Source organism: Rhodobacter maris (assembly GCF_900217815.1).
Classification (GTDB): Bacteria; Pseudomonadota; Alphaproteobacteria; order Rhodobacterales; family Rhodobacteraceae; genus Rhodobacter; species Rhodobacter maris.
Window position 1 is genome coordinate 299,656 of record NZ_OBMT01000001.1, and the last position, 23,787, is coordinate 323,442.

22 protein-coding genes are annotated in these 23,787 nt (G+C 66.0%); 11 read left to right on the forward strand and 11 right to left on the reverse strand.

The genetic code is table 11. From position 1 onward, the window contains the following. Positions 1-38 precede the first annotated feature (38 nt). Positions 39-461 carry a tellurite resistance TerB family protein gene (locus tag CRO22_RS01370; RefSeq protein ID WP_097068314.1) on the forward strand — a complete coding sequence of 141 codons (423 nt, stop codon included), beginning with the start codon at positions 39-41 and terminating at the stop codon, positions 459-461. A gap of 76 nt (positions 462-537) precedes the next feature. Here the strand turns inward: CRO22_RS01370 and CRO22_RS01375 are convergent, their stop codons facing one another. After that, positions 538-2,724: a methyl-accepting chemotaxis protein gene (locus CRO22_RS01375; RefSeq protein ID WP_097068315.1), complete on the reverse strand. Its 2,187-nt coding sequence runs from the start codon at positions 2,722-2,724 to the stop codon at positions 538-540. Between the two features lie 181 nt (positions 2,725-2,905). Here CRO22_RS01375 and CRO22_RS01380 point away from each other — a divergent pair, with 181 nt between their 5' ends. Then, complete coding sequence (locus CRO22_RS01380) at positions 2,906-4,135, forward strand: putative DNA modification/repair radical SAM protein (protein WP_097068316.1); 1,230 nt, start codon at positions 2,906-2,908, stop codon at positions 4,133-4,135. After that, positions 4,135-4,971 (forward strand): TIGR03915 family putative DNA repair protein, encoded by an 837-nt coding sequence (locus tag CRO22_RS01385; RefSeq protein ID WP_245860848.1) that lies wholly within the window; start codon positions 4,135-4,137, stop codon positions 4,969-4,971. The genes CRO22_RS01380 and CRO22_RS01385 overlap by 1 nt, the downstream gene beginning before the upstream one ends. Here the strand turns inward: CRO22_RS01385 and mntR are convergent. Next, positions 4,968-5,405, reverse strand: coding sequence for a manganese-binding transcriptional regulator MntR (mntR, locus tag CRO22_RS01390; protein ID WP_097068317.1), 438 nt, complete (start codon positions 5,403-5,405; stop codon positions 4,968-4,970). The two genes, CRO22_RS01385 and mntR, sit on opposite strands and share 4 nt — an antisense overlap. Positions 5,406-5,537: 132 nt before the next feature. Between mntR and CRO22_RS01395 the strand changes: the two genes are divergently transcribed. The 6 genes from CRO22_RS01395 (at position 5,538) to CRO22_RS01420 (ending at position 11,867) form a co-directional block, all read left to right on the forward strand. After that, complete coding sequence (locus CRO22_RS01395; protein ID WP_097068318.1) at positions 5,538-6,833, forward strand: Nramp family divalent metal transporter; 1,296 nt, start codon at positions 5,538-5,540, stop codon at positions 6,831-6,833. Positions 6,834-6,898: 65 nt separating this feature from the next. After that, the gene (locus CRO22_RS01400; RefSeq protein WP_097068319.1) at positions 6,899-7,294 is read left to right on the forward strand and encodes a VOC family protein; all 396 of its coding nucleotides are present in this window, start codon (positions 6,899-6,901) and stop codon (positions 7,292-7,294) included. Between the two features lie 142 nt (positions 7,295-7,436). Continuing rightward, entirely contained in the window at positions 7,437-7,715 is a 279-nt protein-coding gene (cowN, locus tag CRO22_RS01405; protein WP_097068320.1) for a N(2)-fixation sustaining protein CowN, read from the forward strand. Positions 7,716-7,836: 121 nt separating this feature from the next. Beyond that, a complete protein-coding gene (locus CRO22_RS01410; protein ID WP_097068321.1) occupies positions 7,837-8,487 on the forward strand; it encodes a protein-L-isoaspartate O-methyltransferase family protein in 651 nt (216 codons plus the stop codon). A gap of 108 nt (positions 8,488-8,595) precedes the next feature. Further along, positions 8,596-9,990 carry a TolC family outer membrane protein gene (locus CRO22_RS01415; RefSeq protein WP_097068322.1) on the forward strand — a complete coding sequence of 465 codons (1,395 nt, stop codon included), beginning with the start codon at positions 8,596-8,598 and terminating at the stop codon, positions 9,988-9,990. Between the two features lie 125 nt (positions 9,991-10,115). Continuing rightward, positions 10,116-11,867 (forward strand): hypothetical protein, encoded by a 1,752-nt coding sequence (locus CRO22_RS01420; RefSeq protein WP_097068323.1) that lies wholly within the window; start codon positions 10,116-10,118, stop codon positions 11,865-11,867. An 80-nt stretch (positions 11,868-11,947) separates the two neighbouring features. On the opposite strand, the gene CRO22_RS01425 is transcribed toward CRO22_RS01420, so the two are convergent. From CRO22_RS01425 to CRO22_RS01435, 3 genes are all read right to left on the reverse strand, one after another. Further along, on the reverse strand, positions 11,948-12,268 hold the full coding sequence (locus tag CRO22_RS01425; protein ID WP_013068809.1) for a DUF6280 family protein: 321 nt from the start codon (positions 12,266-12,268) through the stop codon (positions 11,948-11,950). 306 nt (positions 12,269-12,574) lie between these two features. Continuing rightward, positions 12,575-13,306, reverse strand: a complete 732-nt coding sequence (ygfZ, locus tag CRO22_RS01430; RefSeq protein ID WP_097068324.1) for a CAF17-like 4Fe-4S cluster assembly/insertion protein YgfZ — start codon at positions 13,304-13,306, stop codon at positions 12,575-12,577. Between the two features lie 34 nt (positions 13,307-13,340). Further along, entirely contained in the window at positions 13,341-15,041 is a 1,701-nt protein-coding gene (locus CRO22_RS01435) for an ABC transporter ATP-binding protein (protein WP_097068841.1), read from the reverse strand. 212 nt (positions 15,042-15,253) lie between these two features. Here CRO22_RS01435 and CRO22_RS01440 point away from each other — a divergent pair, with 212 nt between their 5' ends. Further along, complete coding sequence (locus CRO22_RS01440) at positions 15,254-16,456, forward strand: pyridoxal-phosphate-dependent aminotransferase family protein (RefSeq protein ID WP_097068325.1); 1,203 nt, start codon at positions 15,254-15,256, stop codon at positions 16,454-16,456. Positions 16,457-16,461: 5 nt separating this feature from the next. On the opposite strand, the gene copM is transcribed toward CRO22_RS01440, so the two are convergent. From copM to CRO22_RS01470, 6 genes are all read right to left on the reverse strand, one after another. After that, a complete protein-coding gene (gene copM / locus CRO22_RS01445; RefSeq protein WP_217991859.1) occupies positions 16,462-16,860 on the reverse strand; it encodes a CopM family metallochaperone in 399 nt (132 codons plus the stop codon). 128 nt (positions 16,861-16,988) lie between these two features. Beyond that, positions 16,989-17,384 carry a DUF6858 family protein gene (locus CRO22_RS01450; RefSeq protein WP_097068326.1) on the reverse strand — a complete coding sequence of 132 codons (396 nt, stop codon included), beginning with the start codon at positions 17,382-17,384 and terminating at the stop codon, positions 16,989-16,991. Between the two features lie 103 nt (positions 17,385-17,487). Beyond that, complete coding sequence (locus CRO22_RS01455) at positions 17,488-17,892, reverse strand: YbaN family protein (RefSeq protein WP_097068327.1); 405 nt, start codon at positions 17,890-17,892, stop codon at positions 17,488-17,490. Between the two features lie 141 nt (positions 17,893-18,033). Further along, positions 18,034-19,953 carry a sensor histidine kinase gene (locus tag CRO22_RS01460; protein WP_097068328.1) on the reverse strand — a complete coding sequence of 640 codons (1,920 nt, stop codon included), beginning with the start codon at positions 19,951-19,953 and terminating at the stop codon, positions 18,034-18,036. A gap of 10 nt (positions 19,954-19,963) precedes the next feature. Continuing rightward, the gene (locus CRO22_RS01465) at positions 19,964-21,799 is read right to left on the reverse strand and encodes a GGDEF/EAL domain-containing response regulator (RefSeq protein ID WP_176518513.1); all 1,836 of its coding nucleotides are present in this window, start codon (positions 21,797-21,799) and stop codon (positions 19,964-19,966) included. A gap of 75 nt (positions 21,800-21,874) precedes the next feature. After that, positions 21,875-23,158: a glycerate kinase type-2 family protein gene (locus tag CRO22_RS01470; protein WP_097068330.1), complete on the reverse strand. Its 1,284-nt coding sequence runs from the start codon at positions 23,156-23,158 to the stop codon at positions 21,875-21,877. Positions 23,159-23,322: 164 nt separating this feature from the next. Between CRO22_RS01470 and CRO22_RS01475 the strand changes: the two genes are divergently transcribed. Further along, positions 23,323-23,781, forward strand: a complete 459-nt coding sequence (locus tag CRO22_RS01475; RefSeq protein WP_245860849.1) for a hypothetical protein — start codon at positions 23,323-23,325, stop codon at positions 23,779-23,781. The last annotated feature ends 6 nt before the right edge of the window (positions 23,782-23,787 follow it).

The window sequence follows — 23,787 nt, forward strand, 5'->3', positions numbered from 1 at the left end:
TCAATAATTCTTGGTGGCACAGTAAAAGGAACCCAACCGTGTCCGACACCCTTCCCTCGCTTTCGCCGCAAGATGCGCTCGTCGCCGTGATGGTGGCGGTTTCGGCCTCAGACGAGACGATCCGCACCTCGGAACTGGTCGCGATCGAGCGCATGGTCAACCACATGCCGATTTTCGCCAGCTACGACATCGACCGCATCGCGGTGGTGGCGCAGACGGTCTATGCTTTGTTCGAGGAGGAAGAGGGGCTTGAAGCGCTTTTCGGCCTCGTGCGCGAGGCGCTGCCCGCGAAATATTTTGAAACCGCCTATGCGCTCGCCTGCGATGTGGCGGCAGCAGACGGGATCCTGCATCAACCGGAATTGCGGATGCTCGAGGAAGTGCGCTCTGAACTGGCGATCGACCGGCTGCATGCCGTGGCGATCGAATGGGGCGCGCGGGTGCGCCATGTGACCCTCTGATTATGCGGCGTCGCCTCGGCAGGGCCGAGGCGACGGACCCCGCAGCTCGGCCCCGGACTCAGCCGCGCGGGGTGGCTCACGCGGCGCGGCGCGCGGAAACAAGCTGGAACCGCGCGATCGCCTGCGAAAGCGCCTCGGCCGCCCCCAGCAACCCGCGGCCGGATTGCGCGGTGCGCTCCACCATCTCGGCATTCTGCTGCGTCGTCAGATCGAGTCCCTCGGTGGCGGCGGTCACCTCGGCGATGCTCGTCGATTGCTCACGGCTCACCTGCGCCAGCTCAGCGACATGAGCGGCGATCGTATCGATCACCGCCACTGCCGCATCTAGCCCGCGATCGGCCGCGCTCACCAGCTTCTCCCCCTCGCCCACATTGCCGCGCGACTGTGCGATCAACCCGGTGATCTCGCCCGCCGCGGAAGCGGTGCGCTGCGCAAGCTCGCGCACTTCCGAGGCGACAACGGCAAAGCCGCGCCCCGCCTCGCCCGCCCGCGCCGCCTCCACCCCGGCGTTCAGGGCCAGAAGATTGGTCTGAAACGAGATCTCGTCGATCACATCAATGATCCGGGCGATCGCCTCGGAGGAGGTGGAGATCCGCCCCATCGCCTCGACCCCGCGTTGAACAGCGGTGCGCGCGGCAAGGATGTCGCGCCGCATCGCCTCGGTGTTCTGTGCCGTGGCGCCCGCGCGTTCGGCGCCGGTACAGGCAGAATCGGCAAGCTCGGTCATCGCGGCCGCGGTCTCTTCGAGCGTGGCCGCTGCACGCGCCGATTGCGCCGACATCGCGGCGGCATTGCCATCGAGCGCGGTCGCGGTCGCGAGAATGCCCTCGGTATTGTCGCGGATCGTGGCAACCAGCGCGGCCAGACCGGAAAGGGCCGCGTTGAAATTGGCCCGCAACCCCTCGTATTGCGGCGGGAAAGCCACACGAATTTCGGCCGTCAGATCCCCGGTGGCCAGCCGGTGCAGCCCGGTTTCGAGCGCCGCGACCACCGCCTGCTGCGCGGCGATCTGATCTGCGCGCTCCGCCGCCATCGCCTGATCGGCGCGGGCACGGTCCGCCTCGGCGGCGCGTTCGGCCGCAAGCTCGGCTGCACGCCGCTCCGCCTCGACGCGCTCGACCGCGCGCTCTTTTTCCAGCCGGGCCAGATGTTCGGCCTCGCGCGCTGCGGCCGCTTCCTGTGCCGCCTCCGCAAGCCGGTCGTTTTCCTCCATATTGGCGCGGAACACCCGCAAGGCATCCTGCATCGCGCCGATTTCGCCGTGCCGGTGGCGCATACCGTCCAGCGCCGTGCGCCCGCCCTGCGAGAGCGCATGGGTGCGCTCTGCAAGTCGGCGCAGCGGCAGAACGATCATTTGTCGCAGGTAAAACAGCACCACCACGAGCGCGCCTCCGGCAAGGCCGAGAAGCGCGCTGAAGAGCCGGTTCGTGCGCGCCGCGGTGGTGTCGAGCCGGTCGATCCCGCCCTTCACCGTCTCGAGTACGGCGAGCCCGTTCTCCGAGACCGTGGCAGTGATCTTCTGCGTCGTCTGCAGCGCCTCGGCCGAGAGCGCCTCGCCCGCCTGCGCCGTTTCAAGCTCGCGCAGCCGGAGCGCCACCAACCCGGTTTCGGGCTCTGCCAGCGCCAGAAGCCGCGCCTGCCCGTCCGCATTGCGCTGCGGCACCGAGGCGGCCACCCGTTTCGCGGCCTCGGCAAACTTGCGTTGCCGCGGCCCGAACGCGGTGGGGTCGGTCTCTGTCAGGATGCGGATGATCTCCGAGCGCAGCCGGATCACATCTTTAGGCTCGTAAGTGTTGAAGCCGGTCACTACCGTGGCGAGCACCTTGTCGACATCCGTGAGTGCGGCTTGCAGATCTGCCTTCGCCTGCATCTGTGCGCCGAGCGTCTGTGCCAATGCATCAAGCTCGCCGTGCAGCGCCGCAAAAAGTGCGCCCATCTGCCCCCCGTCACCCTGCCCGTTATCCGCGGCGAAGCGGTCGATCCGCGCGGCAAGCGCGGCCTGCGCCTGACGGAGCGCCGCCGGGTTCTCCGACTGCAAAAGCCGCGCAAAGCCCAGCGGCAGCTCGGAAATCTGCGCCACTATCGCAGAGCTGCGCCGCAACTCGGGCACCTGAACCTCCGCCAATACGGCGCTCTGGTGCTTGAGCCCGGCAAAGCCGTCATGCGAAGTCCAGCCAAGCACGGACAGCAGCACCGCGAAAAGCGCGGCGCAGAGCCCGACCTGAACCCCGATCTTGCCGAAGAAATGTTGCACAGCCGACATGGCAATCCTTGCACGGTTGAAGACAAAGAAGGGAAAGTGTCGCTCGCGCGCAGGGTGACGGCGAGCCGTAAACCAAGATTGAACGGGATAAGGATGTCATGAAAACTTCATCTTCCAGTTACCTGGCGCGAAGTGCAGGATCACGCTTGCCTCGGGGGTGATCAGAACATAATGTGAACATATGGCCCCGCGAACACTCTCCGAAAAGCTTGCTTTGCTCGCCGATGCGGCGAAATACGATGCGTCCTGCGCCTCGTCGGGGGGCGAGCGGCGGCAGTCGCGCGATGGCTCGGGGCTCGGCTCTTCCGGTGGCGCCGGGATCTGCCACGCCTGGGCCCCCGATGGGCGCTGTATATCGCTTCTCAAGATCCTGCTGACGAACTTCTGCATTTACGACTGCGCCTATTGCATCAATCGCGCCTCAAGCGGGGTGGCCCGCGCGCGGTTCACGGTTGATGAGGTCGTCACGCTGACGGTCGAGTTTTACCGCCGCAACTATATCGAGGGGCTCTTTCTCTCCTCGGGCATCCTGCGTTCGCCTGACGAGACGATGGCCGAAATGGTGCGGGTGGCGCGCACCTTGCGCGAGCGCGAGCATTTCCGCGGCTATATCCATCTCAAGACCATCCCCGATGCCGCTCCCGAACTGATTGCCGCGGCGGGCAAATGGGCCGACCGGCTCTCGATCAATGTCGAGCTGCCGACCGAGACGGCGCTCACCCGGCTCGCGCCTGAAAAGTCGTTGCGAACGATCCATGGCGCGATGGCCGAGGTGAAGGCGCGCGGCGAGGCGGCGAAAGACTGCACCGCCCGCGGCACCCGTGCGCCGCGCTTTGCGCCTGCCGGGCAATCGACACAGATGATCATCGGCGCCGATCCCGCGACCGATGGCCAGATCCTGCGCCGTTCGGCCCGGCTTTATGGCGATTTCGCGTTGCGCCGGGTCTATTATTCCGCTTTCTCGCCGATCCCCGATGCCGCCCGCACACTGCCGCTCATCCGCCCGCCGCTGATGCGCGAGCACAGGCTTTACCAGGCCGATTGGCTGATGCGGAATTACGGCTTTGCGGCCGACGAAATCACGCCCGAAACGGCGATGCTCGACCTCGAAATCGACCCGAAGCTGGCCTGGGCTTTGGCCCATCGCGCGCTCTTTCCGCTCGATCTGAACCGGGCGCCACGCGAATTGCTCTTGCGCGTGCCCGGGCTTGGCCCGCGCAGCGTGGCGCGGATTTTGGCCGCGCGTCGCTACCGGAGCCTGCGCTACGAGGATCTCAAGGCGATCGGTTGCGTGATCGGCAAGGCCGAACCGTTCATCAGCCTGCCGGGCTGGTCCCCCCGCGCCTTGCCCGATGCCGAGAACCTGCGGGCGCGCTTTGCGCCACCGCCGGAACAGTTGAGCCTGTTCTGATGCAGGTGGTTTTGCCTCGCATCGGCACTGTGGCCGCTTGGCGAGCAGAGGCACGTCGGCTGGCTGCCGCAGGCGTTTTGCCCGAGACGGTGCTCTGGTCGGTGGGCGAGGCCGCACCCGATCTCTTTGCAGCGAGCCCTGCCCCGCGCGCCGCCTCGGTCGCGTTCCGGCTGCCCCGGGTAGCGGTGGAGAGCATCGAGACCGCACTGATGCATGCCGACCCGGAGCGTTTCGCACGCGCTTATGTGCTGGTTCTGCGACTGGCGCGGCAGGAGGCCATCTGGGGCGACCGATCCGACCCGGCCCTGCACCGCCTTCTGGAACAGGAGAAGGCCGTCCGACGTGACATTCATCAGATGCATGGCTTTGTGCGGTTTCGCGAGGTGACCCCGCCGGGGGCGAACCGGCGCGCCTTCGCCGCGTGGTTCGAGCCCGCGCATCACATCCTTGAGGCCGCAGCCCCCTTCTTTGCGCGCCGCTTTGGCGACATGGATTGGCTGATCGCCACGCCCACGCTTACCGCGCGTTTCGAGGCGGGAGAACTCGAAATCCTTGAAACCGCAAACCGCGCCACACCGCCCGTGGATGCGACAGAGGATCTGTGGCGGGTCTATTTTGCCAATATTTTCAACCCGGCGCGGCTGATGGTGAACGCGATGACATCGCATATGCCGCGCAAGACATGGAAGAACCTGCCCGAAGCCGCGTTGATCCCGGATCTCATCCGCACCGCCCCCGAGCGCGTGGCGGCGATGCGGGCCGCCGAAGCGGCCGCTCCGGGGCCAAAGCTGCAACGTCGCCTTCGGGCAATTTCGGCGCAGCGGGAGGGCCGTTAGCGGCGCGCCAGAAACGCTTCGAACGCGCGCAGGGTCACGTCCGACACATGATGCTCGAGCCCCTCGGCGTCGATCTCGGCTGTGTCCTGCGGCACGCCGACGGCGACCAAGAGATCGACCACGACCCGGTGGCGCATTCGCACGCGCGCGGCGAGCGCCGTGCCCGCCTCGGTCAGGAACACGCCGCGATAGGGTCGCGAAACGGCGAGCCCCTCGCGCTTGAGCCGCGCCACGGCTTTGGTTGCGGTCGGATGCGTCACCCCCATGCGCGCGGCAATATCGGTAATCCGCGCCTCACCCATCTCCTGCGCGAGGTCATCGATCATCTCGGCATAATCCTCCAGCACCGCCACGCTCTGCGCCGCGCGTGCCTGGCAGAACCGCTCCGCAGTCGGTCCGTCATTCGGCCCCTCGAGCGGGGTGTCCTCAGTCATCTTGCGTCCTCCGGTGGCCTTTCTACAACTTTGCCGATGTTTTGCAAACTGTTCACAAAGATGCGTTTCGATGCCGTTTGACAGAAATGTAGCCAAGGCTATAAATCTGGGGCAGACACGAAGGGAACCGGCATGAACGACGATCGCACAATGAGCGGACGCACCCGCGCCACGATGGCGGCGGTGATCGGCGGCGAACGTCGGGGGCCGCTCGCCTTCCTGGCTTTCGTTGGTCCGGCGGTGATCGCCTCGGTCGCTTACATGGACCCGGGGAACTACGCGACGAACATCCAGGCGGGCGCGGGTTATGGCTACACGCTGCTCTGGGTCGTGCTTGTCGCCAACATGATCGCGATGCTGTTTCAGGCGCTTTCCGCCCGCCTCGGCATTGTCACCGGCCGCAACCTTGCCGAACTCAGCCGCGACCATCTGCCCTTCCCGGTCGTGCTGGCGATGTGGTTTGTCAGCGAGATCGCCGCGATGGCAACGGATCTGGCCGAATTTCTCGGCGGCGCGATCGGGCTTTCGCTGCTGCTTGGCATTCCGCTCGTCTGGGGCATGGCGATCACCGCGGTGATCACCTATGCGATCCTGATGATGGAGCGTGGGGGCTTTCGGCCAATGGAGATCGTGATCGGTGCGCTCGTCGGGCTGATCGGGCTGTGCTACATGGCAGAGATCTTGATTGCCCCGATCGACTGGGAAGCTGCCGGGATCGGCCTTGTGAGCCCCGACCTCCCCGATGCACAGGCGCTCACGATTGCAGTGGGGATCATCGGGGCGACCGTGATGCCGCATGCGATTTTCCTCCATTCCGGCCTGACGCAAAACCGCGCCGTGCTCCATAACGACGAGGAACGCCGCCGGGTAGTGAAGATCTCCAACACCGAGGTCGTCGTGGCGCTCGCTGTGGCGGGCATGATCAATATGGCCATGGTGATGATGGCCGCCTCTGCCTTCCACAACGGCCATGCCGAGGTGGCCGAGATCGAGACCGCCTATCACACGCTCACCCCCCTTCTGGGCGCGGCTGCCGCGGGGGCCTTCCTTGTCTCGCTGATCGCCTCGGGGATCTCGTCTTCAGTCGTTGGCACGATGGCGGGGCAGTTGATCATGCAGGGGTTCCTGCGCTTCACCATCCCGCTCTGGATACGCCGCGCGGTGACGATGGTGCCCGCCTTCGCGGTGGTGCTCGCAGGCGTCAATGCCACGCAGGCGCTGGTGATGAGCCAGGTGGTGCTGTCCATCGCGCTGCCGGTGCCGATGCTGGCACTTCTGTGGCTCATTCGCAAACCCGAGGTGATGGGCAGTTTCGTGCCCCGACAGGCGACGCTTGCGGTGGCCGGGATCGGCGCGGCGCTGGTGCTCAGCCTCAATTTCGTGCTGCTGGCGAGCGCTTTTGGCTTTGCGCTCCCTTTCCTCGGCTGACCCGCGCGCCTCCCTCTTGCATCGGCGCGCCCCGCTTGCGAGGCTCGCCTCAAACGGAGGGCAGCATGGCCAGAATGATCCACTCGATGATCCGCGTTCTCGACGAGGCGCGGTCGCTCAGCTTCTATGAAACCGCTTTCGGGCTCACCGTCGCGGACCGGCTCGATTTTCCGACCTTCACGCTGATCTATCTTTCCAATGAAGAGACGAGCTTCGAGCTGGAGCTCACCGTGAACAAGGACCGCACCGAACCCTATCCGCTCGGTGAGGGTTATGGGCACCTTGCGGTCTCGGTCCCCGATGTGGCCGCAGAGCATGCGCGGCTGGAAGCCGCGGGCCTCAGCCCACGCAAGATCGTCGATTTCGCGCCTGCGGGCGCGGTGATCGCGCGGTTCTTCTTCATCGCCGACCCAGACGGTTACCAGATTGAGGTGCTCGAACGCGGCGGGCGCTATCTCTGAACCCGATTGGCGCGGTTCTTGCTGCGCCCTCCGCGGGATGCGACACCTCCCCCCAATGCGCGGGGAAATTGTCGCGGAGCCGACAGAATCCGCGCCCGCACCGCGACAACCGTGGCCGGGCCGAGCATGACAGGACTGCGAGATGAACGACGAGACGCCCGACCGCTATGTGACCTTTCTCGGCCTCGATTGCGACGCCAAGGCGGACCGCCTCTATCAGATGCTGCAAGCGCGAATGGCGGGAAACGACTCGCGCTGGGTCGCCTATTTCGAGAAGAAACTGACCGAGAACGAGCGCATGGGGCATGATATGCTGCGTTTTGTCGGCGCGCAGGTGAATGCGCTGATGAGCTTTTTCGAGGAAGAGGACGACGAAGAGGCCTTGGCGCTGCTCTATCATCTCGAACATCACTGCTGTTGAGGCGCGGCAAGACCCGGTGCACCACGGTATGCAAAAGCGCCGCAGCGCGCCGCTCCGCCGTTGCCCCGCCCCGGTTTCTGTGGCAAAACCGCGCAACGCAACCCAATGAGAGAGTTGACCCATGCAGGATTTCGCCACCCGCCGCACCATGATGGTCGACACCCAGGTGCGTCCGAACGACGTGACCAAATTCCCGATCATCGAGGCGATGCTGAGCGTGCCGCGCGAAGAATTCGTGCCCGCGGCGCGGCGTGAGGCGGCCTATGTGGGCGAGACCCTGCCGCTCGAGGGCGGGCGGGTGCTGCTTGAGCCGCGCAACTTCGCCAAGATGCTCGACGCAATCAATATTCAGCCCGGCGATCTGGTGCTCGATATCGGCGCCGGCATGGGCTATTCGGCGGCGGTGATCGCACGCATGGCCGAGGCGGTTGTCGCCGTCGAGAGCGCCGAGATGGCGCCCAAGGCCGAGGCGCAGCTTGCCATCCACGATGTCGACAACGCCGCGGTGGTGGTAGGTGCGCTCGCCGAAGGCGCGCCCAAGCACGGCCCCTATGACGCGATCGTGATCGAAGGCGGCGTCGAGCAGGTGCCGGCCGCCCTCGCGGCGCAGCTCAAGGAAGAGGGCCGGATCGTTGCAATCTTCATGGAAGGCGCGCTTGGCACCGCCCGGCTCGGTCGCAAGATCGACGGCGTGGTAGTGTGGCGCGATATCTTCAATGCGGCAGCACCTGTGCTCGAAGGCTTCACTTTGGCGAAAGAATTCGTACTCTGATTGCAAAACGGTGTTATCCGGATCACATCGACGGAACTGAATATCTCTCCGTGGCACCGGGGCAAAGCCGGCCGTAACGCGGCACAGGCAACAGAGCGAGGACCGAGCATGACGCGCAAGACTTTGAAACCCCTTCTCCTGGCCTCGGTGGCGGGGCTTGGGCTGATTGTGGGCCCGGGTGCGGCAAGCGCCGAAACGCTGGCCGATGCGCTGGTTTCGGCCTATCGCAACTCGCATCTGATCGAGCAATACCGCGCCACGCTGGCCGCAGCGGATGAGGATGTCGCCCAGGCAGTCGCCGATCTGCGCCCGGTGGTGCAATGGGGCCTCGAATTCGCCTCGCAGCGCTGCGATTATCAGACCACCTCCTGCGCCTATATGCGCGACTGGACGGATATCGAGACTACGCTGACGCTTTCGGCCAGCTGGACGCTTTATGATTTCGGCCGCACCCAGTTCAACATCGGTATCCAGAAAGAGACCGTGCTCGCCACCCGCGAGGCGCTGCGCTCCACCGAGCAAAGCGTGTTGCTGTCCGCCGTCGCGGCCTATGCCGACGCCAAGGCCACGGCCGAGCAGGTGGCGATCAACGAGAATTCGGTGCGGGTGATCGGCGAACAGCTCAAGGCCACGCAGGACAAGTTCGACGTCGGCGAGGTGACGCGCACCGATGTGGCGCAGGCGGAAGCGTCGCTCGCGGGGGCTCGCGCCTCGCTCTCGGCCGCGCAGGGCAATTACAAAGCCGCCCGCGAGTCCTACAAGGCTGCGATCGGCCATTACCCGGACCGGCTCTCGGGCCTGCCGCGCGCGCCGAAGCTGCCCAAATCCGCCGACGAGGCCGCGCAGACCGCGCTGCGGCTGCACCCCGCGATCAAACAGGCGCAACACCAGGTCGCCGCCTATGACCTCGGCGTGGCGCTCGCCGATGCGCAGCGCAACCCGACGATCACCGGCTCGCTCGGCTATGGCAATATCGACGGTTATGGCCATTCCGGTGCGGCCAGCGTGACGATGAGCCAGACGATCTATTCGGGGGGCGCTATTTCCTCCGCGCGCCGTCAGGCGATCGTCAACCGCGAGGGCGCGCGCGCGACCTTGCGTCAACAGGGGGTGACCGTGGCGCAAGCGGTCGCCAATGCCTATGCGATGATCGATGTCTACCGCGCCCAGATCGGCGCCTATCAGGAACAGATCCGCGCCGCCGATATCGCCTATCGTGGCGTCAAGGAAGAAGCGACACTCGGCGCACGCACCACGCTTGACGTTCTTGATGCCGAACAGAACCTTCTGGATGCCCGCGCCTCGCTGATTACGGCGGAAGCTGATCTGCAGGTAGGATATTATCAACTTTTATCCGATATGGGACTCTTGACGGTAGAAGACCTCAAGCTCGGGATCCCCACCTATGACCCCGCAGCCTACTACAATGCGGTGCAGAAAGCGCCTCTGAGCGTCCAGGGCGAACGCCTTGATCGCGTTTTGCGAGCCATCGGCAAGCAGTGATGCTTGCGCGGAGGTGCGCATCATGGGTGCCGACCTGGGCCGATCGGGCAACTGCCCGAATCTGAGGGATTCTGCTTTCATCAACGGGCTGGACAGAAGTGCAGCCAGATCGCAGGATTGAGGGCATGATGTCGGAAACCGAGACGAATATCGAAATCGAAGATGTGCTGGCGTCGATCCGGCGGCTGGTGTCGCGAGACGCGCCCCGCGCTGCGGGCGCTACAACCCATCGCAGCGCGCTCGCCGTGGCCCGGCGCCCGCTCCCCGAGGAGATCGCCCCCGATCTCGCGCCAGGAGCGGCGCTGAGCGGGGTTCTGCTCGCCGAGCGGCCGGTGTCCGAGGCGCCCGTTTCCGAAATGATCATGCCCGCGATGCCGGTTCCCGAAGCCCCGGCTCCCGAGGCCGCGGCGCTGGAAGCTTCGGCCCTGATGGATGCCCCTGCCGATCCGGATCTCTCCGACGCCGCTCCTGCCGAGGTGGCGCCCGTCGTCGCTCCGCAGGCGGAAGAGATCGAGGAGACCGGCGCGGCCATGAATCTGGCCGGTCCGGCGCTCTCCGAACCGGCCGAAACCGACGCCGAGCCGGAAGCGGAAGCGGACGCGAAGCCCGAGGCGGAAGCGGACGCCGAAATCGAGATGGCCGCCGAATCGGATGAAATTGCGGATGATGACGGTGCGGATGACGAAAGCGCCGAAGCGGTGACCGCCCCGCCCGCACCTGATCATTTCCTGGTTCTGACGCCTTCGCTGCGCGTCGAGGCAGCGCCCGAAGCGGCGCGGCCCATGACCGAGGCGGAGCAGCTGCTGGCCGAGGCGGAAGCCGCTTTGGCCGAAACCGGTGCGGTGCTCGAAGATGCCTCGAGCGCGCTCGACGCCGAAGCGGCCGCGCCGGAGGAAGAGCCCGAGGCCGGGCCGCTCGATCTGGGTGACGAGCTGAGCCGGCTCGAAAACACCATCGCCGAGCTTGAAGCGGCCGTTGCCGAGAGCGGCATCGACTTCGAGCCCGAGGAAGGGCATCCCTTCGTCGCCGAGGGGGCGGCGCCGCTGACAGAACTGCCCGAGGCTTTCGACGAGGAGGTGTTGCAGGTCAGCGCCCAACCGGAGCCGGAAGATGCGGATTTGGCGGCTGTGGTGGATGATTTGCCGACCGAGACGGAGGCCGAGGCGATGCTCGTGGCGCTGGCCGAACAGACCGCTGCCGAAGAGGAGGCGCAGGCTGCTTGGGCCGTCGAAGAAAGCGCCGAAGAGGCCGCGGTAACGACAGAAGAGCTTGAAGTGGAAGCGGTCGAGACAGAAGAGCTTGAGATCGAGGACTGCGCCGCCGAGGCCGATGCCGAGACCGAAGGCTGCGTCGACCCGGATCTGCGCGATGCGGCCTGGGGCGCGGAAACCTCGGTTGGCATGGACTGGGCGGAAGCGACACTGAACCTTGCGCGCGGCGCGGCGGGGCCTCTGCACGCGCTCGAAGAGGCGGAAGTGCTGGATCAACAAGTCACAGACCCGTCGCACTATGACGATCTCGACGAAAGCCTGGAGGCGGACGGCTCAGACGAGATCTACGCCGAGGTAGAGGCGGAGATCGCCGCCGAGGCGGAGTGCGCCCGCGAGATCGCGGAGGAGCAGACGCTTTCGGAAGCGACGCTTTCGGTCGACGAAATTACTGCCGAAGAGATCGCGGCGGATCCCCCGACGCACGAAGCGGAACCGGCGCCGGCGGCCATTGCCCCCCGGCTCGACGAGGCGGCGCTGCGGGCGATGGTCGGGCAGCTGGTGCGCGAGGAATTGCGCGGAACGCTCGGCGAACGCATCACCCAGAACGTGCGTAAGCTCGTGCGCCGCGAAATTCAGCGCGCGCTGACGGGTCAGGCCTACGACTGATCCGGCTCCGAACCTCTTCCCCGAAAACACGAATGGCGCGCCTGAGGCGCGCCATTCGTCTGTTGAGATCCGAGCAGGCCTCAGGCCGCCTCGGCCTCTTCGGCCGCAATGCGCCGTTCGCTTTCCTCGCGCGAGAGCGCCACAGAGGTGCGCACGCCCTTCGACACGAATTCCATCAGGCCTTTCACCACGCGTTCGTTCGGATCGATCCCGGCGCAGGAGAGCACCTCGCGCCCATCGCGCGAGCGCGCCCAGCGGGCGATCTGCTCCGGTCCGTTGCCGTATTTCTTGTCATCGGCAATCGCATCATCGAGCGCGGCCAGAACGACGGCGGCGAAGAGCTTTCGCGCCCGCTGTCCTTGCTCATAGTTGAATGCGGAGCCGTCAACGAAATCGCGCATTTTTCGTCCTTCTTATTGCTCTTGCGTTTCCTGGCGTGGCGGCCATGTAGGGCGCTTGGGCGCCGATTCGATATGCCCTAGAAGGCATGGCCGCCATGCGAAAAACGCATAGCTGTGATGGGGAGAGGCCTTATTTAGCGGCTGTTAACGAGAACAACCGCGCATATATGGTATGTTTGACCAGTCGTTCAAGGTTTTTGACGACAAAAGATGTGCCAGGCCGGAACGCCTTCACGCGGACGTGTGCGCGCGGATGCAAGAGCCTGTTAAGGCTGCGCGCCCCGATCTCACGGGAATGTGACAACCTCATGCAGCCTCCGCTTGCAGCTGTGCCGCCCCCGCGGCAAGCGGGCCTGCAAGCGCGTCATGGCGGATATGCGCAAGCGCATGCCCTGCCGCCTGCGTGAACAGCGTGCCAACCACCCGCCCTTCCGCCTCGATCGGCGTGCCGACCGGCGCCGCCCCCTCGATGGCCAGCCTGACAAGTCCCTTGCGCAGCTCGGTCTTGTGCTTCATCCGGGCCGTGACCTCCTGGCCGACATAGCAGCCCTTGCGAAAATCTACGCCCTGGAGCCGCTCGAACCCTGCCTCGAGGATATAGGTCTCGGGAGTGAGCTCGATCGCGGTTTCAGGGATCAGATTGGCAACGCGCAGCGCGTCCCAGTCGCTGCCATCCTCGCCCGCCTCGGCGCCATAGAGCCGCCAGCCCATCGCGGGGGCACGCGGATCCGTCACCGCGCCTTCGGGCGCCGGGCCGGTACCCCGAAACACCTGAAACGCGGAGGGGGTGATCGTGACATCGGCCCGCAATTTATACATCATCAGCCGCTTGACGGTCGCCTCGGCGATGCTCTCGTCGATGTCGAGCAGCACCACATCGCCTCGCGGCACCAGAAAGAAATCCGCCAGATATTTGCCCTGCGGCGTGAGCAGTGCGGCGTAAATCGGCCCCTCGGCCAGTTTCTTCACGTCATTGGTGACGAGACCTTGCAGGAAATGCGCGCGGTCCGCCCCAGCGATATCATAGATCTTGCGCATGGATACCTCCTCCACCCGATATGGCACGGGGCGTTCATTCGACAAGCTGCATCCGGCACAGCCCCGCATAGGCACCACCGCGGGCGAGCAGCGCGTCATGCGTGCCTTCTTCCACCACCTGCCCCTCGACGATGACCACGATCTTGTCGGCATCGCGCACGGTCGAGAGCCGGTGCGCGATCACCAGCGTGGTGCGGCCTTGCGAGAGCTCGGAAAGCGCCTGCGCGACCTTCGCCTCGGAGGCGGTATCGAGCGCCGAGGTGGCCTCGTCGAGAAGCAGGATCGGCGCATCGCGCAGAACCGCGCGTGCAATCGCCACACGTTGGCGCTGCCCCCCCGACAGCGCCGAGCCGCGCGGCCCGGCGGGTGTGTCGAGCCCTTCGGGCAGGGCGGCGACGAATTCGCTCACATGGGCGACGTCGAGGGCGCGCGCGAGCGTCGCCTCATCGACATCCTTGCGGCCCAGAAGCACATTCTCGCGGATGGTCTCGTCAAAAAGCGCCGAATCCTGCGTCACCGTGGCGAACATCTGGCGCAGGGCGGGCAAAGCGAGTGCCGTCACCGGCACACCGCCCACCGAGATCGAGCCCGATTGTGCATCGACGAGCCGGGTGAGCAGGTTGAACACGCTCGATTTCCCGGCCCCCGAGGGACCGACGAGCGCCGTCGTCTTGCCCGCTTCGGCGGTGAAGCTGAGGCCGCGCAGCACGGGTTTTGCGCCATAGCCGAAGCGCACATTCTCGAACCGCACCGCGGTGGTGGCGGGAAGCAGGGCGGGAGACGCCGGAGAAGCGACGGCAGGGCAGATATCGAACACGCGGTAAAGCCGCTCAAGGCTGGCCGCCGCGGTCTGCCATGTGCCCGCAAGCCCGCCAAGACGGCGCAATGGCTGGAAGGCGAGCGCCATCGCCGTGAAGAAGGACATGAACTCGCCCACCGTGCGCTTGCCCTCGACGATCTCGGGACCGCCGAGGATCAGCACCGCAAAGAAGCCGAGCCCGGTCACCGCGTCGATCATCCCCGGCACCATCGATTGCGACACGGCCATCTTCACCATCAGCTGGCGGATCCGCGCGACCAGATGGTCAAACCGGTCGATCTGATAGGCCTCCATCTGGTAAAGTTTCACGGCCGCGACGCCGTGAAAAACCTCATCGAGCCGGGTCGCACGGGCCCCCGCCTCGGCGCGCATCTGCCGGGTCTTGCGACGGATATAGCGCTGCGCGAGAGACGTCGGCACAATCAGGAGCGGCGCGCCGATCAGCGCGGCGGCGGTCCAGCGCCAGTCAATCGCCACGGCAACGGCGAAAAGCGACACGAGCGCCACGATATCGCGCCCCGCCCCAGTGATGAAAGTTGACCACACGCCCTGCACCGCCAGCGTGTCGCCCTGCACCCTCTCGATCAGGGCGCCGGGCGGGTTTTCCTGAAAGAAGCTCTGATCGAGCTTGAGGATATGGCGCAGCAGATCGACCTGCATGGCCGTCGAGGAGCGCTGCGCCACATCGGTGAGCAGCGCCTTGGAGGCAACCGAAGTGATCGCTCGCAGCAGGAAAAGCCCGAGGATGCCGCCGCCGACAAGCCAGATCAGCCCCGATTCCCCTTGCGTGAACACTTTGTCGAACAGCGGCTCAAGCATCCAGCTGAGCACACCAAGGCACCCGCCCTCGATTGCCATCAGCACAGTCGCAAGCGCCATCTTCGGCCAGTGGCGGCCCAGATAGCCCCGCCACATCCGCGAGAAGAGCGCGCGCGAGCCATAGGCGGGGTCGGTCTGATCGGTCACGCTGTCCTCTGGCCTGGCTGGATCGCGACGGGCATAGCGCGAATGCGCTTTCCCAGCAAGGCGCGCGGGCCTTACGCCGCTTTGTGACGGTTACAACCCGCGCCGTTGACCCTCCGGGCGCGCAGGACTAGGGCTGGTCCATCCCAAACCGGAGAATGTAGATGAGCCTCGCGCATGGTCGTTCCTATCTTGCCATTCCCGGCCCCTCGGTGATGCCCGAGCGGGTGTTGGCGGCCATGCACCGCTCTGCCCCCAATATCTATGAAGGCGATCTGGTTGACCTGACCGCACAGGTGGTCGCGGATCTGCGCCGCGTGGCGATGAGCACGGGCCATGTGGCGATCTATATCACCAACGGACACGGCACCTGGGAGGCCTCGGTCGCGAACCTGGTCTCGCGCGGCGACAAGGTTCTGTCGCTCCAGACCGGTCGCTTCGGCCATGGCTGGGCCGCGCATGCCGCGGCCATGGGAGTGACGGTCGAAGCGCTCGATTTCGGGCTCAAGACCCCGGTCGATCCGGGCCGGGTCGAGGCCGCGTTGCGCGCCGACAAGGGCCATGAGATCAAATGCGTGTTCCTCACCCATGTCGATACCGCAACCTCGATCCGCAACGATGTGGCGGCTGTGCGTGCTGCGCTGGATGCGGCCGGGCACCCTGCCCTTCTCGCCGTCGATTGCATTGCCTCGCTGGCTTGCGACGAATTCCGGTTCGACGACTGGGGCGTCGATGTGATGCTGGCGGCGAGCCAGAAGGGATTGATGGTGCCCCCCGGGCTCGGCTTCCTCTGGGTCTCGGAAAAGGCGCTTGCGCAAACGCGTGCGGCGGATCTGCGCACCCCCTATTGGGATTGGGGCCCGCGGCTCGCGCCCGAATTCTATTACCAGCACTTTTGCGGCACCGCACCGACGCATCATCTGTTTGGCATGGCGGAATCGCTGAAAATGATCCTCGACGAAGAGGGGCTGCCGCAGGTCTGGGCGCGCCATCGCGCCTTGGCCCGCGCGGTCGCCACCGCTTTCGAGACTTGGGGACAAGACGGGGACATCGGGCTCAATGTCGCCGATCCATCTTGCCGGGCGGCCTCGGTCACGGCGGCGCGGATCGGCGCGGGCGGTGCCGAGCGGTTGCGCGCCTGGTGCGAGAACCGCGCGGGGGTGACGCTCGGGATCGGACTGGGCATGGCGGCGCCGGGCAGCGCAGAGGCGGGAGATTTCCTGCGCGTCGCCCATATGGGCCATGTCAACGCGCATATGACGCTCGGCGTGCTTGCCGTGATGGAAGCGGGAATGCAGGCCCTCGCCATTCCCCATGGCGCAGGCGGCATTCAGGCCGCGGCCGCGGTGATCGCCGCCGAGGCCTGAGCTGATCAGGGCTGGCCGTGTTTCTCGAGCCAGTCCACCATCCAGTCGATCTCTGCCTGCTGCGCGTCGATGATCCCTTCCGCGAGCTTGCGCACCTGCGGATCATCGCCATTGTCGATCTCGATCTGCGCCATGTCGATCGCGCCCTGATGATGGGCGATCATGCCCCGGACAAAATCCACATCGGCGTCGCCCGTGAAGGGAATATCCATCCCCGCATGCATCTTCGCATTCGCCGCCAGAAAGGCCGCCGTCGAGGGGGCGGCATCGGCGGTGGCCATGGCGGCGGGCATCTCGTGGTTCATGTGCATCGCCGCGGGCTCATCGGCGTAGGCCCCGAAGGCGAGCGCAAAAGCGAGCGGGCTGAGCAGCGCGGCACGGGCAGTATCGGTGAGGGTGGGCATCGGCGACTCCTTCCAGCGTTGGGATCAGACTGCGCCAGCCGCCGGCTTCGGGCAAATCACCGCTGAGCGAGAAAAACGTGAGCCCGCCCCGGCAGATCCGGACGGCGGGCTCCCGAAATCGATTGCGCTCAAGCCTTCAGATCGGCGAGCGACTTGCACCAGGCTTCCATTTCCTTCGTCGCCAGTTCCATCGGCGGCTCCAGGAAGGTCAGGTGGAAGGCATCGCCAAGATCGGCCACGCCGATCGCGCGCGGGCGCACGGCCAGAACATGGGCATTGGGCAGTGCCACGCCGAAGCAGAAGATGATGTTCTGCGCCGCGAAGATCGAGCGGTCGATCGTGCCCTCGATGGCGGTGGTATGGGCGTAATGGTCAAAGAGCGCGATGAAGGCCACTTTCGGATGCGCGTCGATCTTTTCCTTCAGCTTGGCCATCACATCGTCGATCGTTGCACAGCTCGTCTCGGCTTTCGGCACGGTCAGATCGAAGACCGGGTATTTCTCCATCAGCAGGTATTGTTTCATCGCCTGACCTCTCTCCTGGATACACCTTTTCTCATGGCTCCACGTTGCACGCGGGCCGGTCAAGAGCGCGATCTGTCGCGGGGACTGCGCGGCGGGCCCGGGCTCAGGCGGTCGGGCGCGTGAAGACATAACCGAGCCCGCCCAGCATCACCCCCGCGACCAGCGCGATCGGCACCGGGCCGGGATGACGCAGCGTGACAAAGAGCACCATGCCGAGCGTCGAGCCCGCTAGCGCCATCAGCTTGCCCCGCATCGGGATCGCCCCGCGTGCGCGCCAGTCTCGCAGCATCGGGCCGAAATGGCGATGCCCGAGCAACCAGGCCTCAAGCCGCTCGGAGGAACGCGCGAAACATCCCGCCGCAAGAATCAGGAACGGCACCGTCGGCAGCACCGGCAGGAACACACCCACGAACCCAAGCGCGACGAAACCAAGCCCGAGCGTCAGGAAGACCGCGCGGACAATATGTGTGCCCCGGCCCGTCTCCCCGGCGCCTTCCCTCTCTGCCATCCGGCGCCCTCCTCTCGGTTCCGCGCCACGTCACGTGGCGGGCACAACCTCAAGCTGCACCGCCAGCCTGCGCGCAAATGTGTCCCCGGGCAAGTGGCGGCTCCAAGTATGCGAGAACAGGGCGGCGGGGCTCCGGCGCGGTCAATGCCGCTCCCGCGAGGTTCCGGCCGACAGAAGCGGCAGGCTCACCCGCGCCAGCGCCCCCTGCCCCGCCCCCGGGCTCGTCAACTCAAGCCGCCCGCCCATCGCGGTGAGCGTATTGGCGCACCAGTGCAGGCCCATCCCGCCGCGCTTTTGGGAACGGGTCGAAAACCCCCGCTCGAAGAGCCGCTTTGCGCCCTCGGTGTCAAATCCGTCGCCGTCATCAAAGATCCGCACCAGACAGCGCCGCGCTTCCGGTTCAGGCGTCACCACGATCTCGATCCGGCCGCTGCCGCGCCCCGCCGCCGTGATCGCCTCGGTCGCGTTGACGACAAGATTTTCGAACACTTGCCCGAGCAGCACCCGGTTGCCGCGCACCGTCACCCCGTCGGGGCAATCGACCATCACCGCGACCTGCGCCCCATCGGCAAAGCGCGCCACGGTGGCCGCATGCGCCAGAAGCGGCGCCAGATCGCAGCGCTCGGCCTGATCGGGGGGCGCCGGATCGCGGGTGGCACGGATCATCTCCAGCGCCTCGGTGAGATTGCGCGCCCCGTCCGCCACCATCTGGCGCAGCTCGGCCCGGGCCTGGGCTTCCTCCTCATGGGCGAGAGTCAGAAAATCGGCAAGCCTGCGACGACGCTCCGGCGCGGTCTGCGGATCGGCGAGCTCGGCGAGCGCCCGCGCCGCCTGAGGTGGCAAGCCGGTGTCGAGCCGGGTGCCCAGCGTCGCAAAGATCACCTTCACCGGGCTGAGCGAATTGCGCAGATTGTGCAGCAGGCCAATCATGCTCTGCTCGCGCCCGAGCGCAAAAGATTGCGCGGCATGGGCGGTGCGCAGCTCTTCGATCTCGCGCGCCATCGCGTTGAACTCGGCGAGCAGCGCCCCGATCTCGTCGCGCCGTGGCGGGCCCGTGAACGGCGTCAGAACCCCGCTGGCGCGATTGTCGGCAACATGGGTCTGCAATGCCTGGATCGGGCCGATCACGTGAGTGGAAAGACGTCGCCCAAGCAGCGTCATGCTTGCCGCAATCAGCGCGATCAGCACCGCAATCAGCAGGTTGCGCAGTTGCTGACCCGCGTGCAACAGGCTGCGCGGCATCTCGAAATGGACCATCGCGATCGGCTGCCCGGCCCTTCCGTTCACGGGTGTCGAAACCAGCAACCAGTCCTTTTGCGCGTGCTCGTGGGACAGGTCGGAAACGCCGTCGAAGACAAAATGCGCCTTCATCTGAAGGGCTTCGGACACATGTTCGGGCGTGATCAGATGCGCGAAGGCCAGAAACCCGTTCTCGTCCCCCGAACCATCGGAGCGGAGCACCTTGGCAAAAGCGAGGCTGTAAAGCTGCCCCCCCACGGCCCAGAACCCAGAGTTCGACGGCCCGGCTTGCGCCGTCTCGATCACGCCGGGCTCGCGCAACCGCGCCATAAAGGCCGCCGTGAGATCCGGATCGACAAGCTCTTCCTCTGCCTCGTCCTCGATCCCTTCCACTTCTGTCGCGAAATCGTAGCACAGCGCATGCGCCCCGCGCCCGTCGAACCGCACGAAGGCGGCACAGCTGATCTCGGCGTTGCGCAGCGAATCATCGTTCAGATTGCGCTGTTCGAAGCCGTGGTCGAACCCGCGCAGATAATCGTAGCTCTCATCCCAGATCGCCCAGTCGCGCGCATGGGCTTCGGTGCCGATGCGCTCGGTCGCCAGCGCGGCCTGCACCCGCTCGATGCTGCGCGCCACTTCGGCGCGTTCCAGCGTACCAATGCTGTGCTGCACGATCACGGTGAGCACCGCCGCAATCATCAAGGTCGCCAAAAGCCCCGCCAGCGCCAGATCGGCAAGGAGCGCTGCGCGCAGGTTGCCGCCACGCCAGCCCCGCCAGTGCCAGCGGCGCGAAGAGGTCGCTGCGCTCCGGTCCCCGGTCATCGGTTTTGCCTCACGCGCCCTGCGCGCGGATGTCGAGCCCCAGGGCCTCGGGTTCGGCGCCGCGCCCGAACAGGAACCCCTGCAGATGCGAGCAACCGAGCGCCCGCAATCGTTCCATCTGATCCTCGCGCTCCACCCCTTCGGCAACGATCTGGATCCCGAGCCCGTTGGCAAGCTGGGCCAGCGCGTTGACAATCGCGGCAGACTGACGGTCGCTGCTCATGCCATCCACGAAGCTGCGGTCGATCTTGATGCAATCGACGGCGAAATCTTTCAGATGCGAGATGCTGGAATAGCCTGTCCCGAAATCGTCGAGCGCGATGCGGAAGCCCTGCGCGCGCAGCTCGGTGACAATCTTCTGCGCATGCCGGACATGCGACAGAAGCGCCGTTTCGGTGACTTCGATCTGGATCATGGCGGGCGGAATGCCATTGGCGCGCGCCTGCGCCGCGAGCCGCTCGACGAAATCGAGGCGCTTGAACTGGCGCGGCGAGAAGTTGATCGAGGTGAACTTGTCGGGCCAGCCGCGCGCCTCGCGCAACACCCGCTCCACCACCCAGTCGCCCAGCGCGATGATCACCGGGCTTTCTTCGGCGATCGGGATGAAGACGCTCGGCGGCACCGCGCCGTAGTCGGCGCTGTTCCAGCGCAAAAGCGCCTCATAACCGATCACGTCGAGCGAACCGCTCGCCACGATCGGCTGGTAATGGATCAGCAATTCGTCATTCGCGAGCGCATAGAAGAGCCCCGCCTCGATGCGCTGGCGGAACTGCTGGGAGGCATCGAGCTGCTTGTCAAAAAGCCGCACCGTCTGCCGCCCATCGGCCTTGGCGGCAAAAAGCGCCAGATCGGCATAGCGCAGCAGGTCCGCGGCTTCGTAATCGGCATGGCTGTCGCAATCGACGAGCCCACAGGAGGCGCCGATATGCACCGAATTTCCGAACACGGTGAAACTGCCCGAACAGGCACTCACGAGATCCCCGCAGGCCGCCTGCGCCGCCTCCGGCGTCATGCCCTCGAACAGGATGCCGAATTCGTCGCCCCCGAGCCGGGCCACAAGCGTCCCTTGCGGCGCCGCCTCGTTGAGCGCGGCGTAGACGAGCTTGAGGAGCGCATCGCCCGCATCATGGCCGAATGTGTCGTTGACATGCTTGAAGTGATCGAGATCGAGGAAGGCCACGAACATCGCGCGCGGCCCCAAGTCGAGCCGGTCGGACAGGGTGCGCTGAAACGCCATGCGATTCGCTGCCCCGGTCAGGAAGTCATGGTTGGCCATGTGCTGTGCGCGTGCCTCGCTGGCGGCGAGCTCGGCGATCTTGCTGCGCAGAAGCGTGAGTTGGCGCGTGTCATTGTCCCAGCGCTCGATCAGCGCGCGCGCCATCTGGCGCACCTCTTCGGCCTCGAAGGGCTTGCAGATGTAGAAGATCTTGTCGGCCGGGCCGGCGACGGCGGTGATTTCTGTCACCGAATGGTCGGACCAGGCAGAGACGATGACGATATTCAGATCCGGGTCAAGCGCGCGGATCCGGCGCGCGGTCTCGCGCCCGTCGATGCCCGGCGGCATGCGGATGTCGATGAAAGCGACCTTGAAGGGCGTGCCCGCCTGCAATGCGGCGGCGACCATCTCCACCCCTTGAAGGCCCTGCGCGGCAAAGGCGATCGGCGGGCAGAAGGGCGGCTCCTCCGTCGCGCCGGCGCCCGGCCCTGCCGCCGCGGCCGGCCCCCCGAACAACTCCTCTGCCAGCGCATCCGCGCGCGAGGCGGCCTGGCTTCGGGCCGGAGCGGAAAACAGCAATCGGAACGCCTCGCGGACAGAGGCTTCGTCATCGATAACCAGAATGGACATATCACGCTCCCGAAGGGTTCCGCGGGCCATAGTAGCGGCGGATCCTTAACGATAAGTTCGCCGGGACGGGGCTGCTCAGCAGGGGGGCGCCGGATCGATCACGATGGCCCGAAAGTCGTTGACATTGGTGCGCGTCGGACCGGTGATCAACTGCGTGCCGAGCGCGGCAAAAAAGCTGTGCGCATCATTTGCCTCAAGCATGGCGCGGGGGTCGAGCCCCTGCGCGCGGGCCTGTGCAAGCGTACGGGGGCCGATCCGGGCACCGGCAACTTCGGCCAAACCATCCACCCCGTCGGTATCGGCAGCGAGCGCATGCACTCCCGCAAGCCCTTCAAGCGCGAGCGCGAAGGCAAGCAGGAATTCGACATTGCGTCCGCCGGTGCCCATGCCGGAACCGGTGAGCCGCACCGTGGTTTCCCCGCCGGAAAGAAGCACGCAGGGCGCCTCGAACGGCTGCGCGCGGCGGCGGATCTGCCGCACGATGCCAGCCATCACCCGTGCCACCTCGCGCGCCTCGCCCTCGATCGCATCGCCAAGAATATGCACCGCATACCCCTGCGCGCGGGCCTGCAGGGCAGCCGCCTCCAGCGCGGCCTGAGGTGTGGCCACCAGATGCACCGTGTTCCCCGCGAGCCGCGGATCGCCCGGTTTCACGCTTTCGAGCCGCCCCGTCCCGAGTCCGGTGCGAATCGTGTCCGAGACGGAAATACCGGTACGCTCAAGAAGGGCGAGCGCGTCTGCACAGGTGCTCGCATCGGCCACCGTCGGCCCCGACGCGATATCGCACGGCGTATCGCCCGGCACATCGGAAATCAGGAGCGTGACAAGCTGCGCGGGCGCGCAGGCGGCCCCAAGCCTTCCGCCCTTGATCGCCGAGAGATGCCGACGCAGGCAGTTGATTTCAGAAATCGTCGCGCCCGAACGCAGGAGCGCGCGGTTGATCGCCTGTTTCTCCTCAAGGCTCACCCCCGGGGCGGGCAGCGCCAGTAACGCCGAGCCGCCGCCCGAGATCAGGCACAGGACCCTGTCTTGCGGGTGCAGGCCCTGCACCATCTGCAGCATCCGCGCCGCCGCCGCGGCCCCGGCGGCATCTGGGACGGGATGGGCCGCCTCAACCACCTCGATGCCCGCACAGGGCACGGCATGGCCATACCGGGTGACCACAAGCCCTTCGAGCGGGCGGTCATAATGCGCTTCCGCCACCCGCGCCATCTCCGCCGAGGCCTTGCCCGCACCGATCACCAGAAGCCGCCCCGCGGCAGGATAGGGCGGCAGAAACGGCGGCAGGCAGATTGCAGGTTGCGCCGCGGCCACCGCCGCTTCGAACATCGCGCACATCATCTGATCGGCTTGGTCCATCCGCACCTCCCCTCCCCCTCTTATCAACCCCGTGCCCGGGGCGCTATCGTCACGGTTGCGGGAACATGGATTTGACGGTTGACAGCTCCGGGTGATCGAATTCTAAGTCGCGCCAACCTTCCCCGGGCCTCCGGCCGGAGGCCGGGTCCATGCAGGAGGATAACTTGAGCCCCAGCCGCTTTTGCCTGTTTCTCGCTCCGATCCTGATTCTGGCGGCCTGTGGCGGTGGCGACGACATGCGGCTTTACCCGCTTTCTGGCCCGATTGCGGCCGCCAATCCCTCCAAACTGATCCCGGTCACGCTGAGCAACAATACCGAGACCTCGGGCGAGATTGCCTTCCGCCTTCCCAAACCCTCGAAAACGCGCTGCACCGGCACCTGGACCAGCGTGGCACCGCGGGTGACCACGCACGAGCGTGGCTTCTCGCTGGGGATCAAGAGCCTTGGCGGCAAATACACCAATTCCACCTCCGATGTGGGCGGTGTGAACTCGGGTGAGTTCTACGCGGTCTGCAAGGACGGCTCCCGGCTTGAGGGCACGTTCGTGATGGGCTCGGGCACGCAAAGCGGCACCGGCACCGTCACAGATACGCGCGGGAACAGCTACAAGCTGCTGTTCTGACCCTCG

What these genes read in the sequence shown, in the direction of transcription:
- CRO22_RS01375 (WP_097068315.1), bottom strand. Translation starts at nt 2,724, where the DNA reads ATGTCGGCTGTGCAACATTTCTTCGGCAAGATCGGGGTTCAGGTCGGG.
- CRO22_RS01380 (WP_097068316.1), top strand. Translation starts at nt 2,906, where the DNA reads ATGGCCCCGCGAACACTCTCCGAAAAGCTTGCTTTGCTCGCCGATGCG.
- CRO22_RS01385 (WP_245860848.1), top strand. Translation starts at nt 4,135, where the DNA reads ATGCAGGTGGTTTTGCCTCGCATCGGCACTGTGGCCGCTTGGCGAGCA.
- mntR (WP_097068317.1), bottom strand. Translation starts at nt 5,405, where the DNA reads ATGACTGAGGACACCCCGCTCGAGGGGCCGAATGACGGACCGACTGCG.
- CRO22_RS01395 (WP_097068318.1), top strand. Translation starts at nt 5,538, where the DNA reads ATGAACGACGATCGCACAATGAGCGGACGCACCCGCGCCACGATGGCG.
- CRO22_RS01400 (WP_097068319.1), top strand. Translation starts at nt 6,899, where the DNA reads ATGGCCAGAATGATCCACTCGATGATCCGCGTTCTCGACGAGGCGCGG.
- cowN (WP_097068320.1), top strand. Translation starts at nt 7,437, where the DNA reads ATGAACGACGAGACGCCCGACCGCTATGTGACCTTTCTCGGCCTCGAT.
- CRO22_RS01410 (WP_097068321.1), top strand. Translation starts at nt 7,837, where the DNA reads ATGCAGGATTTCGCCACCCGCCGCACCATGATGGTCGACACCCAGGTG.
- CRO22_RS01415 (WP_097068322.1), top strand. Translation starts at nt 8,596, where the DNA reads ATGACGCGCAAGACTTTGAAACCCCTTCTCCTGGCCTCGGTGGCGGGG.
- CRO22_RS01420 (WP_097068323.1), top strand. Translation starts at nt 10,116, where the DNA reads ATGATGTCGGAAACCGAGACGAATATCGAAATCGAAGATGTGCTGGCG.
- CRO22_RS01425 (WP_013068809.1), bottom strand. Translation starts at nt 12,268, where the DNA reads ATGCGCGATTTCGTTGACGGCTCCGCATTCAACTATGAGCAAGGACAG.
- ygfZ (WP_097068324.1), bottom strand. Translation starts at nt 13,306, where the DNA reads ATGCGCAAGATCTATGATATCGCTGGGGCGGACCGCGCGCATTTCCTG.
- CRO22_RS01435 (WP_097068841.1), bottom strand. Translation starts at nt 15,041, where the DNA reads ATGTGGCGGGGCTATCTGGGCCGCCACTGGCCGAAGATGGCGCTTGCG.
- CRO22_RS01440 (WP_097068325.1), top strand. Translation starts at nt 15,254, where the DNA reads ATGAGCCTCGCGCATGGTCGTTCCTATCTTGCCATTCCCGGCCCCTCG.
- copM (WP_217991859.1), bottom strand. Translation starts at nt 16,860, where the DNA reads ATGCCCACCCTCACCGATACTGCCCGTGCCGCGCTGCTCAGCCCGCTC.
- CRO22_RS01450 (WP_097068326.1), bottom strand. Translation starts at nt 17,384, where the DNA reads ATGAAACAATACCTGCTGATGGAGAAATACCCGGTCTTCGATCTGACC.
- CRO22_RS01455 (WP_097068327.1), bottom strand. Translation starts at nt 17,892, where the DNA reads ATGGCAGAGAGGGAAGGCGCCGGGGAGACGGGCCGGGGCACACATATT.
- CRO22_RS01460 (WP_097068328.1), bottom strand. Translation starts at nt 19,953, where the DNA reads ATGACCGGGGACCGGAGCGCAGCGACCTCTTCGCGCCGCTGGCACTGG.
- CRO22_RS01465 (WP_176518513.1), bottom strand. Translation starts at nt 21,799, where the DNA reads ATGTCCATTCTGGTTATCGATGACGAAGCCTCTGTCCGCGAGGCGTTC.
- CRO22_RS01470 (WP_097068330.1), bottom strand. Translation starts at nt 23,158, where the DNA reads ATGGACCAAGCCGATCAGATGATGTGCGCGATGTTCGAAGCGGCGGTG.